Annotated in this window: 12 protein-coding genes; 6 read left to right on the top strand and 6 right to left on the bottom strand. The window is 60.4% G+C overall.

Annotation, left to right across the window (positions count from 1 at the left end):
- Positions 1-218 precede the first annotated feature (218 nt).
- Both P3G59_RS14650 and P3G59_RS14645 read left to right on the top strand, forming a co-directional pair.
- Positions 219-1,325: an enoyl-CoA hydratase/isomerase family protein gene (locus P3G59_RS14650; protein ID WP_277757781.1), complete on the top strand. Its 1,107-nt coding sequence runs from the start codon at positions 219-221 to the stop codon at positions 1,323-1,325.
- Positions 1,326-1,328: 3 nt separating this feature from the next.
- Positions 1,329-2,480: an acyl-CoA dehydrogenase family protein gene (locus tag P3G59_RS14645; protein WP_003224706.1), complete on the top strand. Its 1,152-nt coding sequence runs from the start codon at positions 1,329-1,331 to the stop codon at positions 2,478-2,480.
- Between the two features lie 366 nt (positions 2,481-2,846).
- Here P3G59_RS14645 and P3G59_RS14640 read toward each other — a convergent pair whose 3' ends face one another.
- From P3G59_RS14640 to P3G59_RS14615, 6 genes are all read right to left on the bottom strand, one after another.
- Positions 2,847-3,620 (bottom strand): enoyl-CoA hydratase, encoded by a 774-nt coding sequence (locus P3G59_RS14640; protein WP_277757780.1) that lies wholly within the window; start codon positions 3,618-3,620, stop codon positions 2,847-2,849.
- A 119-nt stretch (positions 3,621-3,739) separates the two neighbouring features.
- Complete coding sequence (locus tag P3G59_RS14635; RefSeq protein ID WP_277757779.1) at positions 3,740-4,867, bottom strand: acyl-CoA dehydrogenase; 1,128 nt, start codon at positions 4,865-4,867, stop codon at positions 3,740-3,742.
- A 137-nt stretch (positions 4,868-5,004) separates the two neighbouring features.
- Positions 5,005-6,198 carry an acetyl-CoA C-acyltransferase gene (locus P3G59_RS14630; protein ID WP_277757778.1) on the bottom strand — a complete coding sequence of 398 codons (1,194 nt, stop codon included), beginning with the start codon at positions 6,196-6,198 and terminating at the stop codon, positions 5,005-5,007.
- 12 nt (positions 6,199-6,210) lie between these two features.
- A complete protein-coding gene (locus P3G59_RS14625) occupies positions 6,211-6,972 on the bottom strand; it encodes an SDR family NAD(P)-dependent oxidoreductase (RefSeq protein WP_277757777.1) in 762 nt (253 codons plus the stop codon).
- A 16-nt stretch (positions 6,973-6,988) separates the two neighbouring features.
- Positions 6,989-8,653: an AMP-binding protein gene (locus P3G59_RS14620; protein ID WP_277757776.1), complete on the bottom strand. Its 1,665-nt coding sequence runs from the start codon at positions 8,651-8,653 to the stop codon at positions 6,989-6,991.
- Positions 8,654-8,925: 272 nt separating this feature from the next.
- On the bottom strand, positions 8,926-9,942 hold the full coding sequence (locus P3G59_RS14615; RefSeq protein WP_277757775.1) for an AraC family transcriptional regulator: 1,017 nt from the start codon (positions 9,940-9,942) through the stop codon (positions 8,926-8,928).
- 281 nt (positions 9,943-10,223) lie between these two features.
- Here P3G59_RS14615 and efeU point away from each other — a divergent pair, with 281 nt between their 5' ends.
- The 4 genes from efeU to efeO (P3G59_RS14595) are packed head-to-tail and all read left to right on the top strand — an operon-like array spanning position 10,224 to position 14,442.
- Complete coding sequence (gene efeU / locus P3G59_RS14610) at positions 10,224-11,063, top strand: iron uptake transporter permease EfeU (protein ID WP_277757774.1); 840 nt, start codon at positions 10,224-10,226, stop codon at positions 11,061-11,063.
- A gap of 8 nt (positions 11,064-11,071) precedes the next feature.
- Positions 11,072-12,271, top strand: a complete 1,200-nt coding sequence (efeO, locus tag P3G59_RS14605) for an iron uptake system protein EfeO (RefSeq protein WP_277757773.1) — start codon at positions 11,072-11,074, stop codon at positions 12,269-12,271.
- Between the two features lie 18 nt (positions 12,272-12,289).
- The gene (gene efeB / locus P3G59_RS14600) at positions 12,290-13,588 is read left to right on the top strand and encodes an iron uptake transporter deferrochelatase/peroxidase subunit (protein WP_277757772.1); all 1,299 of its coding nucleotides are present in this window, start codon (positions 12,290-12,292) and stop codon (positions 13,586-13,588) included.
- Positions 13,589-13,617: 29 nt separating this feature from the next.
- Positions 13,618-14,442 (top strand): iron uptake system protein EfeO, encoded by an 825-nt coding sequence (gene efeO, locus P3G59_RS14595; protein WP_277757771.1) that lies wholly within the window; start codon positions 13,618-13,620, stop codon positions 14,440-14,442.
- Positions 14,443-14,458: the final 16 nt, after the last annotated feature.

Genomic DNA, 14,458 nt, shown 5'->3' with positions numbered 1-14,458 from the left:
GCAGGCTGCGATCTGTTGATTTTTTCATTTAAGGGCAAGATCAAAAGATCGCAGCCTTCGGCAGCTCCTACATGAGCGCGCACATTTTCGACCAAGGTAAAAACGCAAACTCCCCCTGCGAATATCCCGGTTGTACAGGGCAAATTTGCACTGTTACGATCGGTTAACGCTCGCGCGCGAGCTTCTCGAATAAAGACAATAAAAGCAGGGAGTTACTGATGACAGCTCAGGCTTCATCCCAGCGGACACCGTCCATGGATGCCACGCAACACGAAGTGCTGGCCGAGGTTCGCAACCACATCGGTCACCTGACCCTCAATCGCCCCGCCGGTCTCAATGCCATCACCCTCGACATGGTGCGTCTGCTGCAACAGCAACTCGATGCCTGGGCGACTGACGCCGATGTGCATGCGGTGGTCCTGCGCGGTGCCGGTGAAAAAGCCTTCTGCGCCGGTGGCGACATCCGTTCCCTTTACGACAGTTTCAAAAGCGGCGACACGCTGCACGAAGATTTCTTCGTTGAGGAATATGCCCTCGACCTGACGATTCATCACTACCGCAAACCGGTACTGGCCTTGATGGACGGTTTTGTCCTCGGCGGCGGCATGGGCCTGGTGCAAGGCGCCGATCTGCGCGTGGTCACCGAGCGGAGCCGACTGGCGATGCCGGAGGTGGCCATCGGTTATTTCCCGGATGTCGGTGGCAGTTATTTCCTGCCACGTATTCCCGGTGAGCTGGGGATTTATCTGGGTGTCAGCGGCGTGCAGATCCGTGCGGCCGATGCGCTGTATTGCGGGCTGGCCGACTGGTATCTGGACAGCAGCAAACTGGCGCTGCTCGACGAACGACTGGATCAGATGGAATGGCAGGACACGCCGCTCAAGGCGCTGCAAAACCTGCTGGCCAAACACGCCGTGCAAACCCTGCCCGATGCGCCGCTTGAGGCCTTGCGCCCGGCGATCGACCACTTCTTCGCCCTGGCGGATGTGCCGAGCATGGTTGAGCAGCTTCGCGCGGTGACTGTCGCCGACAGCCACGAATGGGCGACCACCACGGCTGATCTGCTGGAAACCCGCTCACCGCTGGCCATGGCCGTGACGCTGGAGATGCTTCGTCGTGGCCGGCACTTGAGCCTGGAACAGTGCTTCGCACTCGAGTTGCATCTGGATCGCCAGTGGTTCGCCCGTGGCGACCTGATCGAAGGCGTGCGCGCCCTGCTGATTGATAAAGACAAGACACCGCGCTGGAACCCGCCGACCCTGGCTGCGCTGGACGCAGGCCATGTCGCGAGTTTCTTTGACGAATTTGCCGAGAGCGGGAGCTGAGCCATGCACGATCTCGAACTGACTGAAGAACAAGTAATGATCCGCGACATGGCCCGGGACTTTGCCCGTGGCGAAATCGCGCCGCACGCGCAGGCCTGGGAAAAGGCTGGCTGGATCGACGACGCCCTCGTCGCGAAGATGGGCGAACTCGGTTTGCTCGGCATGGTGGTACCCGAAGAATGGGGCGGCACCTACGTCGATTACGTTGCTTACGCCTTGGCCGTGGAAGAGATTTCCGCCGGTGACGGCGCGACTGGCGCCTTCATGAGCATCCACAATTCGGTCGGCTGCGGCCCGGTGCTCAACTACGGCAGCGAAGCGCAGAAACAGACCTGGCTGGCGGATCTTGCCAGTGGGCAAACCATCGGTTGCTTCTGCCTGACCGAACCTCAGGCCGGTTCGGAAGCGCACAACCTGCGCACCCGCGCCGAACTGCGTGACGGCCAGTGGGTGATCAACGGCGCCAAGCAATTTGTCAGCAATGGCAAACGGGCGAAGCTGGCGATTGTGTTTGCGGTGACGGATCCGGACTTGGGCAAGAAAGGTATTTCGGCGTTTCTGGTGCCTACCGATACGGCGGGTTTCATCGTCGATCGCACCGAACACAAGATGGGCATCCGCGCTTCGGATACCTGCGCGGTGACGCTGAACAACTGCAGCATTCCCGAGGCCAATCTGCTCGGCGAACGCGGCAAAGGTCTGGCGATCGCCCTGTCCAACCTTGAAGGCGGACGCATTGGCATCGCCGCGCAAGCACTGGGCATTGCCCGCGCGGCGTTTGAAGCGGCGCTGGTGTATTCGCGCGACCGTATTCAGTTCGGCAAACCGATCAATGAGCACCAGAGCATCGCCAACCTGCTGGCCGACATGCACATGCAAATCAACGCGGCGCGGTTGATGATCCTGCACGCGGCGCGTCTGCGAACGGCGGGCAAACCGTGCCTGTCGGAGGCTTCGCAGGCCAAGCTGTTTGCCTCGGAAATGGCCGAGAAGGTGTGTTCGTCGGCGATTCAGATTCATGGCGGGTATGGGTATCTGGAGGACTATCCGGTGGAGAAGTACTACCGTGATGCGCGGATTACACAGATCTATGAAGGCTCGAGCGAGATTCAGCGGATGGTCATTGCGCGGGAACTGAAGAACTATCAGTTGTGATGGTGTCGGCCCCTTACCCTCACCCCAGCCCTCTCCCAGAGGGAGAGGGAGCCGACCGAGGTGTCTGGCGTCATACATCGACCTGAGAGACCGGGTCGATTATCGATTGGATAAACCAAGTCGATTATGGATTCGGTAAAGCTCTTTCAGGTCGGCGTATCTCTGAAGCATCCCCTAGCAGTCCCTCTCCCTCCGGGAGAGGGAGCCGATCGAGGTGTATGGCGTGAGACATCGACCTGAAAGATCGAGTCGATTATGGATTCGCTTAAGCAGGATCAGGTCGGCGTAAATTTCAAGCATCCCCCAATCAGTCCCCTCTCCCTCCGGGAGAGGGTTAGGGTGAGGGGCTCTTCGCTGTTGACGGCGTTACTTGCCCTTGAACTCAGCCTCACGCTTGGAAATGAACGCCGCCATCCCTTCCTTCTGATCCTGCGTGGCAAACGCCGCATGGAACACCCGACGCTCAAAGCGCACGCCCTCAGTCAGGTTCACTTCAAAGGCACGATTCACGCTCTCTTTGACCATCATCGCAATCGGCAGCGACTTGCTGGCAATCACCGTCGCCACCTTCAGCGCTTCGTCCAGCAACTCATCGCTCGGTACAATCCGCGCGACAATGCCGCACCGCTCAGCTTCAACCGCATCAATCAAGCGCCCGCTCAGGCACATTTCCATGGCTTTCGCCTTGCCGACGGCGCGAGTCAGGCGCTGGGTGCCGCCCATGCCCGGCAACACACCGAGATTGATTTCCGGTTGACCGAATTTTGCGTTGTCACCGGCCAGAATGAAGTCGCACATCAACGCCAGTTCACAGCCACCGCCGAGGGCGAAACCGTTGACCGCCGCGATGATCGGCTTACGGCGGTTAGCCACGCGATCGCTGTCGCTGAACAGGTCGTCCATGTAGATCTGCGGGTAGGTCAGCTCGGCCATTTCCTTGATGTCGGCGCCGGCGGCAAAGGCCTTTTTCGAGCCAGTGAGGACGATGCAACCGATGTTCACATCGGCTTCCAGCGCATCAAGGGCCTGGTTCACTTCGCTGACCAGTTGCGCATTCAGGGCATTCAGCGCTTGCGGGCGGTTCAGGGTGATCAGGCCAACGCGGCCGTGGGTTTCCAGCAGAATGGTTTCGTAAGTCATACATAACTCCTCAATTCGCCCCCTGTAGGAGCTGCCGCAGGCTGCGATCTGTTGATCCTGTTTTAAAAAATCAAAGTCAAAAGATCGCAGCCTGCGGCAGTTCCTACAAGGGGTTGGGTTTATAGGTTGCGCGAAATGACCATGCGCTGAATGTCGCTGGTGCCTTCGTAGATCTGGCAGACGCGCACGTCGCGGTAGATGCGTTCCAGCGGGAAGTCGTTGAGGTAACCGTAACCACCGAGGGTTTGCAACGCCATTGAACAGACCTTCTCGGCCATTTCCGAAGCGAACAGTTTGGCCATCGACGCCTCGACCAGTGCCGGTTGGCCGCTGTCACGCAGGGCGGCGGCGTAATGCACCATCTGCCGGGCGACGGCGATCTGCGTGGCCATGTCAGCCAAGCGGAAAGCCACTGCCTGATGCTCGATGATCGGCTTGCCGAAAGTGTCACGTTCACGGGCGTAATCACGCGCCGCTTCGAATGCGGCGCGGGCCATGCCCACCGCTTGCGAAGCGATGCCGACACGGCCGCCTTCGAGGTTGGCCAGGGCAATCTTGTAGCCCTCGCCCTCTTCGCCCAAGCGGTTGGCCACCGGTACTTTGACGTCTTCAAAGAGGATCTGGCAGGTGTCGGAGGCGTGTTGGCCGAGCTTGTCTTCGACGCGAGCGACTTTGTAGCCCGGCGAATCCGTCGGCACGATAAACGCAGTGATGCCGCGCTTGCCGGCACTCGGGTCGGTCACCGCAAAGACAATCACGATCCCGGCGTTTTGCCCGGAGGTGATGAACTGTTTGCAGCCGTTCAGCACGTAGTGATCACCTTCCAGCCGTGCACGGGTTTTCAGGCTGCTGGCGTCGGAACCGGCCTGCGGTTCGGTCAGTGCAAAGGCACCGAGCATGGCACCGCTGGCCAGCGGCTTGAGGAAGCGTTCGCGCTGATCGTCGTTGCCGAACTTGAGGATCGGCACGCAGCCGACCGAGTTGTGCACGCTCATGATCGTCGAGCAGGCGCCGTCACCGGCGGCGATTTCTTCCAGGGCCATGGCGTACGCCAGGTAACCGGTGTCGCAACCGCCCCACTGCTCCGGCACGAGCATGCCGAAGAAGCCAAGCTCAGCCATTTGACCGATGGCTTCCTTGGGGAAACGGTGCTCGCGATCCCACTCGGCGGCGAACGGCTTGAGGCGTTCCTCGGCGAACTGCCGGGCCATGTCGCGGATCTGGGTTTGGTCTTCGTCGGGAATCATGGTGAATCCTTAATCCGGGTTACACACGGTCCCCTGTAGGAGCTGCCGAAGGCTGCGATCTTTTGATCTTGATCTAAAAACAAGATCAAAAGATCGCAGCCTCGTTGCACTCGACAGCTCCTACAGAGGGAGTGTGTTTAGTAGAGGCATTCCACAGCCATCGCCGTGGCTTCGCCGCCGCCGATGCAAATCGCCGCAATGCCGCGTTTTTGTTTTCTCTGGCGCAGCGCCGACAGCAACGTCACCAGAATCCGCGCCCCCGATGCGCCGATCGGATGGCCCAGGGCACAGGCACCGCCATGCACATTCAACTTGTCGTGGGGAATTTCCAGGTGCGTCATCGCCGCCATGCCGACCACGGCAAACGCTTCGTTCACTTCGAACAGATTGACATCACCCAGCGACCAACCGGTTTTCTTGATCAGCTTCTTGATCGCGCCAATCGGCGCCACCGGGAACAGACCGGGAGTATCAGCGAACGCGGCATGACCATGGATCACGGCCAACGGTTTCAGTCCGAGCTTCTGCGCCTGCGACTGACGCATCAGCACCAGCGCCGCCGCGCCGTCAGAAATCGAACTGGAGTTCGCTGCAGTCACCGTGCCGCCTTCGCGGAACGCCGGTTTCAGCGAGGCGACCTTGTCCAGTTTGGCTTTCGGTGGCTGCTCGTCATGGCTGATCAACACCTGTTCTTTGCCGACGGTCACGGTCAGCGGGACGATTTCGTCCTTGAAACTGCCATCCTTGATCGCCTGCTGCGCGCGCGTGGTCGAAGCGATAGCAAAGGCATCCTGCGCTTCCCGACTGAAGCCGTTGGTTTCGGCGCAGTCTTCGGCGAAGGTGCCCATCAGGCGGCCCTTGTCGTAGGCGTCTTCGAGGCCGTCGAGGAACATCGAGTCAAGCACACGGCCATGGCCCATGCGGTAACCGGCACGCGCGCGATCCAGCAGATACGGCGAGTTGGACATGCTTTCCATGCCACCGGCTATCACCACGTCGGCACTGCCAGCCACCAGCATGTCGTGAGCCAGAATGGTGGTTTCCATGCCCGAACCGCACATCTTGTTGACCGTGGTGCAACGTGTCGATTTATCCAGCCCGGCGCCCAGTGCGGCCTGACGCGCGGGTGCCTGACCGAGGCCGGCCGGCAGCACGCAACCAAACAGCACTTCATCAACCGCGTCGCTGGCGACACCGGCGCGTTCAACCGCAGCCTTGATCGCGGCAGCACCCAATTGCGGTGCAGTGAGGCTTTTCAATTCGCCCTGAAAACCGCCCATTGGCGTGCGCACGGCGCTGACGATAACAATCGGATCGTTGGAAATAGTCATGACAATTGCTCCTTACTTGGCGGCCATGCGCAAGGCACCGTCGAGACGGATCACCTCGCCGTTGAGCATGCTGTTTTCGATGATATGCCGAACCAGTGCGGCGTACTCGGCGGGCTTGCCCAGACGCGGCGGGAACGGTACGCCGGCGGCCAGCGATTCGCGGACTTCCGGGGTCATGCCGGCCATCATCGGCGTTTCGAAAATGCCCGGGGCGATGGTCATCACGCGGATGCCGAAGCGCGCCAGTTCGCGGGCGGCGGGCAGCGTCAGGCTGGCGATCGCGCCTTTGGAAGCAGAATACGCGGCTTGCCCGATCTGACCGTCGAACGCCGCGACCGATGCGGTGTTGATGATCACACCGCGCTCGCCGTCTGCGTTCGCCTCGGATTCGGCAATCGCCGCAGCGGCCAGGCGCAGCATATTGAAGCTGCCGATCAGGTTGACGTTGATCACTTGCGCGAAACTGCTCAGCGCATGCGGGCCGTTTTTGCCGAGGATCTTCTCGCCACGGACGATGCCGGCGCAGTTGACCAGACCGTTGACGCTGCCAAACGCTGCGACCGTCGCCTGCACGGCGGCTTCGGCGGCGGCTTCGTTGCTGATGTCGGCGACGACACTCTGTGCGCCCAGACGCTGGGCCTGCGCGGCGACCGCGTCGGCATTCATGTCCACCAGCATCACTTTGGCGCCGGCACTGACCAGCAACTCAGCGGTGGCGGCACCGAGGCCGGAGGCGCCGCCAGTGACGATAAAAACCTTGTTCTCGATCTGCATGACTGTCTTTCCTGATTCAAGCTGAAACGTTATGCGCCGCAGCCTCTTGAGCCTTGGCGATTTCCTGGTTGCGCAAGATAAAGCGCTGCAATTTGCCACTGGGGGTCTTGGGCAATTCGCTGACAAATTCGATTTCACGCGGGTATGAATGCGCGGCCAGACGCTTGCGTACGTGTTGGCGCAGTTCTTCGGCCAACTCCGGCGCGGCGCGGTATTGCGCACTCAGCACCACAAAGGCTTTGACCAGTTCGGTGCGCTCCGGATCGGGCTTGCCGACCACCGCCGCTTCGACCACCGCCGGGTGCTCGATCAACGCACTTTCAACATCGAACGGGCCGACGCGATAGCCGGAGGTCGTGATCACGTCATCACTGCGGCCGACGAAGCTGATGCTGCCGTCCGGGTTCCATTCCACGGTATCGCCGCTGAGGTAGTAATCGCCGACGAAGGCTTTGGTCGGCGCGCCTTCGTAGCCACCGAACCAGCACATCGGCGATTGCGGCCGGTCGATGGCAAGAATGCCCGGCTGACCGACACCGAGTTCGTTGTACTGGTCATCGAGCACGACGATGCGATGGCCCGGCGATGCGAATCCGGCGGCGCCGACGTGAACCGCGTGGTCGAGACCGTGGTGGTTGCACAGCACCATGCCCAGTTCGGTCTGGCCGTAATGGTCGTGAATGACCACGTCGAGGTTGTCGGCGAACCAGCGGATCACTTCCGGGTTCAGCGGTTCGCCGGCGCTGCTGACGATGCGCAATTTGCCTTTGATCGACTTGGCGAACGCGTCGCCGCCGGCAATCAGCAAGCGATAAGCCGTTGGCGAACCGGTGAGGTTGGTGATGCCGTACTTGTTGATCACCCGGCAGGTGCTTTCGAGGGTGAACGGGCCATCGTAAAAGGTGATCGGATGGCCCATCGACAGCGGGCCGGTGACGCCGAAGTAGATGCCGTAGGCCCAGCCCGGATCGGCGACGTTCCAGAACGAGTCTTCCGGGCGCAGATCGACGGCGTCGCGGGTGTAACTCTGGAACGCGACGATGGCTTTGAGCGGCACTGACAGCGCTTTCGACGGGCCGGTGGTGCCCGAGGTGAACATCAGCAGAAACGGGTCTTCGCCGGTCAGCAGTACCGGTTCACACACATTGGAATAATTGGCCAGTTCGGCCCAGAAGCTGAAGTCGCCACGGACGATGCCCTGACCTTTCGCGCCGCCGACGGTGACGAGGGTTGGGCAATCGGCGACTTCAGCGAGTTTCGGCCGATTGACCGCATCGGTCACCACGACTTTGGCGCCGGAGCTGCTCAGGCGATGTTCGAGGGCTTTGGGGCCGAACGCGGTGAACAAGGGTTGATACACCGCGCCGATGCGCCAGGTGGCGAACACGGTGATGAGCAATTCGATGTTACGCGGCAGCAGGCCGGCGACTTTGTCGCCCTTCTGCACGCCTTGGGCGAGGAGGAAATTGGCAAAACGCGCGGCTTTGTCTTGCAGATCGCTGAAGGTATACGTCGCACTGGCACCGTCGCGGCCTTCCCAGAACAAGGCAATGCGCCCAGGCAAGGCATGACGGTCACAACATTCGACGCAGGCGTTGAGCGCCGCAAGCGTACCGCTGAGCGCGGCATCCACGGTGTGCTGATAGTTGAACTGTTGGGTAGCAGACAAGTAATCGCGCATTGCCAGAATCCCTCTGTGTTTTTATTAGGCCGGGAACCGTAAACAACAGAGGGATAGTCGCGCTGTGAGGGGGTTGGGGCAATGGTCAAAGCTATCAATGTGGCTGACTGGTTTGGCCATACTGGCGCAATCGGTGCAGGAGCTGCCGAAGGCTGCGATCTTTTGACTTTGATGTTTAAAAAAACAGAATCAAAAGATCGCAGCCTTCGGCAGCTCCTACAGGGGGAATGCATTCCAAATGTGGGAGCGAGCTTGCTCGCGAAGAGGCCCGTTCAGACAACCTCAGTCAGGATCAGCGTGCGGTAGTGGCCTGGATTCGATCCCGACCACTTGCGAAACGCCTTGTAGAACGAACTGGCATCAGCAAACCCCAAGCGACTGGCAATCTCGACAAAACTGATCGAAGGTTCCGCCAGCCAGACAATAGCCAACTCCTTGCGCACACTGTCCTTAAGCCCCTGATAGGTCTGCCCTTCCTCCGCCAGACGCCGGCGCAAGGTCGAGGCCGACATGCACAATTGTTGTGCCAAAGCCTCGGTTTCCGGCCATTGCTCAGCCGGCAGTAGCCGCAAATCCTGCTTGATCCGACTGGCGAGGCTCTCCGGGTCGCGGTACTTCACCAGGATATTGGCGGGGGCCAGGGCGAGAAAGCGTTTCAGCTCTTCGGCCGTGCGTTTGATCGGCAGATCGAGGCAATCGGCAGAGAAAATCATCCGGGTTCGCGGCCGGTCAAACCGCAGGTTTTCCGAGAACATCACCCGATAGTCATCGGTGAAATCCGGCTCGGGGCAGCGCAGTTCAATCGCCAGAATCGGAATTCGCCGCCCCGCCAGCCAGCAGGCCACACCGTGGACGATCATCCAATAGGTGAAATAGGTAAAGGCGCGGCGCGGTTCGCGGTCATCTTCCAGCAGGACGATTTCCGCCAGACTTTGCTGGTGCACCAGTTGCGCCGGCAGGCATTCGAGCATCAGTGAGAGAAAGCTCAACCCCGTACTCAAACCCGCCGCCAGCGTCGGTTGCGCCATGGCGCTGCGGCACAGGAACTCAAGGCTGCCGGACTTGAGCTTGCGCGGGTCCATGCCGAAAAACTCGTCATCACCGCGCCGGGCCAGCAGGCGCCAAAGCCTGGCGTATTGCGAGGCCGCCACCCGGCCGTGCCCTGTTTGCAGCAGCGCCGGATCAATGCCGACCTTGTTCAAGACTTCTTCCGTGGCCACGCCCGGGGCACAACTTTGCAGCAGTGCTTCACGCACCAGTTGAACGGCGATGGTGTCTTTTTCCGACATGGAACGCGGTGAACCTTGTGGTTTTTGAGTGACAGGCATCTTAACCCAGCCAACACAAATGCCCATGCAGGAGCTGCCGAAGGCTGCGATCTTTTGATCTTGATTCTGTAAATCAAAGGATCGCAGCCTTCGGCAGCTTACCCGGTTCCGGCGTAGAGATGAGAATGGTTGTTTTTAACTTGTTCAGCCTGTGTTCAGGTTCTTGTCAATCAATGTCATGTGAGAATGCTTGTCATTATGTTACAACTTGTAACCTCTTCACATGACTCATTGGACACCGAATGCTCGTTCCCTTTCTGATCATGCTGCGCGAAGGCATTGAAGCCGCGCTGATCGTTGGCATCATCGCCAGCTACCTGCAACAGACCGGCCGTGGCCAGTGGATGCCTGCTGTGTGGATCGGCGTGTTTCTCGCCGCTGCGCTGGCGCTGCTGGTCGGTGGTGGCCTGGAACTGGTCAGCGCCGAATTCCCGCAAAAACAGCAGGAACTGTTCGAAGGCATCGTCGGCCTGGTAGCCGTGGGTATTCTCAGTTCCATGGTGTTCTGGATGCGCAAGGTTGCGCGCTCGATCAAGCATTCGCTGCAAGCCTCGCTGGATCACGCGCTGACTTCTTCGAAGCATCAGGTCATTGCGCTGATCGCCATGGTCTTCTTCGCCGTTGCCCGTGAAGGTCTGGAAACCGTGTTTTTCCTCCTCGCCGTATTCCAGCAGAGCGAAGGCCCGGGCGCGCCGATCGGTGCCCTGCTCGGGCTGATTCTGGCGATCATCGTCGGTTTCCTGATCTACAGCGGCAGCATGCGCCTCAATCTTTCGGCGTTCTTCAAGTGGACCGGCCTGTTCATTCTGGTGGTCGCCGCCGGGATCCTCGCCAACTCGGTGCAGGCCCTGCATGAAGCCGGGCTGTGGAATCACCTGCAAACCGTGCTGTTCGACTTCAGTGCGACGCTGCCGATGGATGGCCCGTTGGGCTCGGTGCTGGCCGGCATGTTCGGTTATCAGGATGCGCCGACCGTCAGCACCCTCGGCGCGTATCTGCTTTATCTGCTGGTGGCGCTGGTGATGTTCTTTTTCCCGGCGCCAAAGCCTCCCGCACAAACGTCTTCCGTTTCCAGCCAATAAGGGCATCCATGTCAAAGCCTAATACTCCTCAGGCCTCCCCTCCTCGCGCCTTGCGTTGGGCGGTGGCCGGTTCGGTGGTGGTGATGATCGCCGCCGGTGGTCTGTTTTATTACGCCTCGAAACTGGCTGCGGCCAAGCGTCAGCACAACCACGATGAAGTGGTGGTGAACATTCATCCGGGCAGTTGCGAGCCTAATGCGCTGACGGTACCGGCCGGTCGCGCCAGTTTCCGCATCGTCAACCGCTCTGATCGCGCGGTGGAATGGGAAATCCTCGACGGCGTGCTGGTTGTCGAAGAGCGCGAGAACATTGCCCCAGGCCTGAGCCAAGTGATTAACGCCAATCTGCAGCCGGGCGACTACGCCATCACCTGCGGATTGCTCAGCAACCCGCGCGGCACACTGCATGTGACGCCGACGGCTGCCTCCGATGCTGCCGCCAAAGCCAAGCCATCAATGGTCGCTTTCGTCGGCCCGTTGTCGGAATTCCGTGTTTACCTGGCGAGTCAGAGCAGTGCGCTGATCAAAGCCGTGACCGCGCTCAATCTAGCCATCGACAGCGGCGACTTGAGTCAGGCGCAAGCGCTGTACCTGCCGGCGCGCGCGGCTTATCAACGTCTGGCCCCGGCGGCTCAGCGTCTGGCGGAACTGGACAACCGCATCAACGCCCGCGCCGATTACTTCGAAAAACGCGAGCAGGATCCGGCCTTCGTTGGTTTCCACCGCCTCGAATACGCGCTGTTCCAGCAACGCAAACTCGACGCGCTGACACCGGTGGCCCAAGGCCTGCTCAGCGACGTCACCACGCTCAAACAACAACTGCTCGCGCAGAGCCTGCCACCCGAGCAACTGGTCAGCATTATTGTGCGCAACCTCAACACCCTGGCCGATGTGCGCGCCGCCAGTGGTGAAGAAGAACGCTACAGCCACAGCGACCTCAACGGTTTCGCCGCCAACGCGCAGACCGCGCGCAAAGTCGTCGATCTGCTGCGGCCGCTGCTGAACAAGTCTGCCGCCGACCTGTTGCCGAAAATCGATCAGGCACTGGCGGACTTCGACACAGAACTCAATAGCTACAAGATCAAGGACGGCTACGCCAGCTACGACTCAGTCAGCGGCGAACAACGCAAGCAGATCGCCGACAAGGCCCAGGCTCTGGCCGACGCACTGGATGGCATCGATCCCGCCCTCGGCCTTTCCGGCCTGTAAGCAGAAGACCCATTCCCGATGAAAGATTTAGAAACGCTCAACCTGCAACGTCGCCGTGTCCTGATGGGCATGGGCGCCGCCGGCGTCGCTCTGGCCGGGTCCGCCCTGAGCTGCCCGGCCATGGCCGCCGCGCCCGCGCAGGTCACCGAAGCACCGAGCAGCGACAAGACCCAAGACCGCCACGATTTCCACGGCGTGCACCAGACCGGCATCGTCACCCCGCGCCCGGCCTCGGGCATGCTGGTTTCATTCGACGTGCTGGCCAGTGACCGTGAAGATCTGGAGCGGTTGTTCCGCACGCTCAATGAACGCATCGCGTTCCTGATGAAGGGTGGCCCGGTCGCACAGATCGATCCGAAACTGCCGCCGCCGGACTCCGGCATCCTCGGCCCCAACGTCACGCCGGACAACCTGACCATCACCGTCTCGGTGGGTGAATCGCTGTTCGACGAGCGCTTCGGTCTGGCCGAGGCCAAGCCCAAGCGTCTGATGCGCATGGTCGGTTTTCCCAACGATGCGCTGGAAGCCGATTGCTGCCACGGCGACTTGAGCCTGCAATTCTGCTCGAACACCGCCGACACCAACATTCACGCCCTGCGCGACATTGTCAAAAACCTGCCCGACCTGTTGCTGGTGCGCTGGAAGCAGGAAGGCAGCGTGCCGCCGCAAGCCCCGGCGAAACCGGGTGTGCCAGCGCAATCGGCGCGTAATTTCCTCGGCTTCCGTGATGGTTCGGCCAACCCCGACTCCAACGACAGTAAAGCCATGGATCGTCTGGTCTGGGTGCAACCGGGCAGCGATGAGCCGGCCTGGGCTGCCCATGGCAGTTACCAGGCGGTGCGGATCATCCGCAATTTCGTCGAGCGCTGGGACCGCACGCCGTTGCAGGAACAGGAAAGCATCATCGGCCGGGTCAAGACCAGCGGCGCGCCGATGGGTGCGCAGCATGAGAGTGAAGTCCCGGATTACAGCCAAGACCCGCAAGGCAAACTGACCAAACTCGACGCGCACATTCGCCTGGCCAACCCGCGTACTGCCGCGAGTCAGGCCAACCTGATCCTGCGCCGGCCATTCAACTATTCCAACGGCGTGAACAAGAACGGCCAGCTCGACATGGGCCTGCTGTTCATCTGTTACCAGGCCGATCTGGAAAAAGGCTTTATCACCGTACAGACCCGCCTCAACGGCGAGCCGCTTGAGGAATACCTCAAGCCGGTCGGCGGCGGTTACTTCTTCACCCTGCCGGGTGTCACGGGCGACAAGGACTTCATCGGTCGCTCGCTGCTCAACGCCACTCAACCGAAAACAGCTGCATAAAACAACATCCCAACACTGGAGCCGCCCCCATGAAAAAGACGCCACTCGCGTTATTGCTGACCCTTGGTTTGCTCAACACCCCGCTGTCGGCGTTCGCCGCCACAGCACCGCTGGATCTGGTGGGGCCGGTTTCGGACTACAAGATTTACGTTACCGAGCAACTGGATGAACTGGGTAGCCACACCCAGCAGTTCACCGACGCCGTGAAGAAAGGCGACCTGGCCACTGCGCAAAAGCTCTACGCACCGACCCGCGTTTACTACGAGTCGATCGAGCCGATTGCCGAACTGTTCAGTGACCTCGATGCGTCCATCGACTCCCGCGTCGACGACCACGAGAAAGGCGTGAAAGCCGATGACTTCACCGGTTTCCACCGCATCGAATACACGCTGTTCTCGGAGAAAAGCACCCAGGGTCTGAACGAGCTGGCAGACAAGCTCAACAGCGACGTCAAAGACCTGCAGACCCGCGTCGCCGGCCTGACCTTCCCGCCGGAGAAAGTCGTCGGTGGTGCTGCTGCGCTGCTGGAAGAAGTGGCTGCGACCAAGATCTCCGGCGAAGAAGACCGCTACAGCCACACGGACCTGTACGACTTCCAGGGCAACATCGACGGCGCGAAGAAAATCGTTGATCTGTTCCGTCCGCAGATCGAGAAGCAGGACAAGGCTTTCGTCGCGAAGGTCGACAAGAACTTTGCCACGGTCGACAAGATTCTGGCCAAGTACAAGACCAAGGACGGTGGTTTCGAGACGTATGACAAGGTCAAGGATAACGACCGCAAGGCGCTGGTCGGGCCGGTGAATACACTGGCGGAAGACCTGTCCACGTTGCGTGGCAAGCTGGGTCTGAACTGATAGATTTGATTCGTCA

This window comes from Pseudomonas sp. A34-9 (genome assembly GCF_029543085.1).
GTDB lineage: Bacteria > Pseudomonadota > Gammaproteobacteria > Pseudomonadales > Pseudomonadaceae > Aquipseudomonas.
This window is presented reverse-complemented; position numbering and strand designations above follow the sequence as displayed.

Coding starts and splice junctions, on each gene's coding strand:
- P3G59_RS14650 (WP_277757781.1), top strand. CDS start 219: ATGACAGCTCAGGCTTCATCCCAGCGGACACCGTCCATGGATGCCACG.
- P3G59_RS14645 (WP_003224706.1), top strand. CDS start 1,329: ATGCACGATCTCGAACTGACTGAAGAACAAGTAATGATCCGCGACATG.
- P3G59_RS14640 (WP_277757780.1), bottom strand. CDS start 3,620: ATGACTTACGAAACCATTCTGCTGGAAACCCACGGCCGCGTTGGCCTG.
- P3G59_RS14635 (WP_277757779.1), bottom strand. CDS start 4,867: ATGATTCCCGACGAAGACCAAACCCAGATCCGCGACATGGCCCGGCAG.
- P3G59_RS14630 (WP_277757778.1), bottom strand. CDS start 6,198: ATGACTATTTCCAACGATCCGATTGTTATCGTCAGCGCCGTGCGCACG.
- P3G59_RS14625 (WP_277757777.1), bottom strand. CDS start 6,972: ATGCAGATCGAGAACAAGGTTTTTATCGTCACTGGCGGCGCCTCCGGC.
- P3G59_RS14620 (WP_277757776.1), bottom strand. CDS start 8,653: ATGCGCGATTACTTGTCTGCTACCCAACAGTTCAACTATCAGCACACC.
- P3G59_RS14615 (WP_277757775.1), bottom strand. CDS start 9,942: ATGTCGGAAAAAGACACCATCGCCGTTCAACTGGTGCGTGAAGCACTG.
- efeU (WP_277757774.1), top strand. CDS start 10,224: ATGCTCGTTCCCTTTCTGATCATGCTGCGCGAAGGCATTGAAGCCGCG.
- efeO (WP_277757773.1), top strand. CDS start 11,072: ATGTCAAAGCCTAATACTCCTCAGGCCTCCCCTCCTCGCGCCTTGCGT.
- efeB (WP_277757772.1), top strand. CDS start 12,290: ATGAAAGATTTAGAAACGCTCAACCTGCAACGTCGCCGTGTCCTGATG.
- efeO (WP_277757771.1), top strand. CDS start 13,618: ATGAAAAAGACGCCACTCGCGTTATTGCTGACCCTTGGTTTGCTCAAC.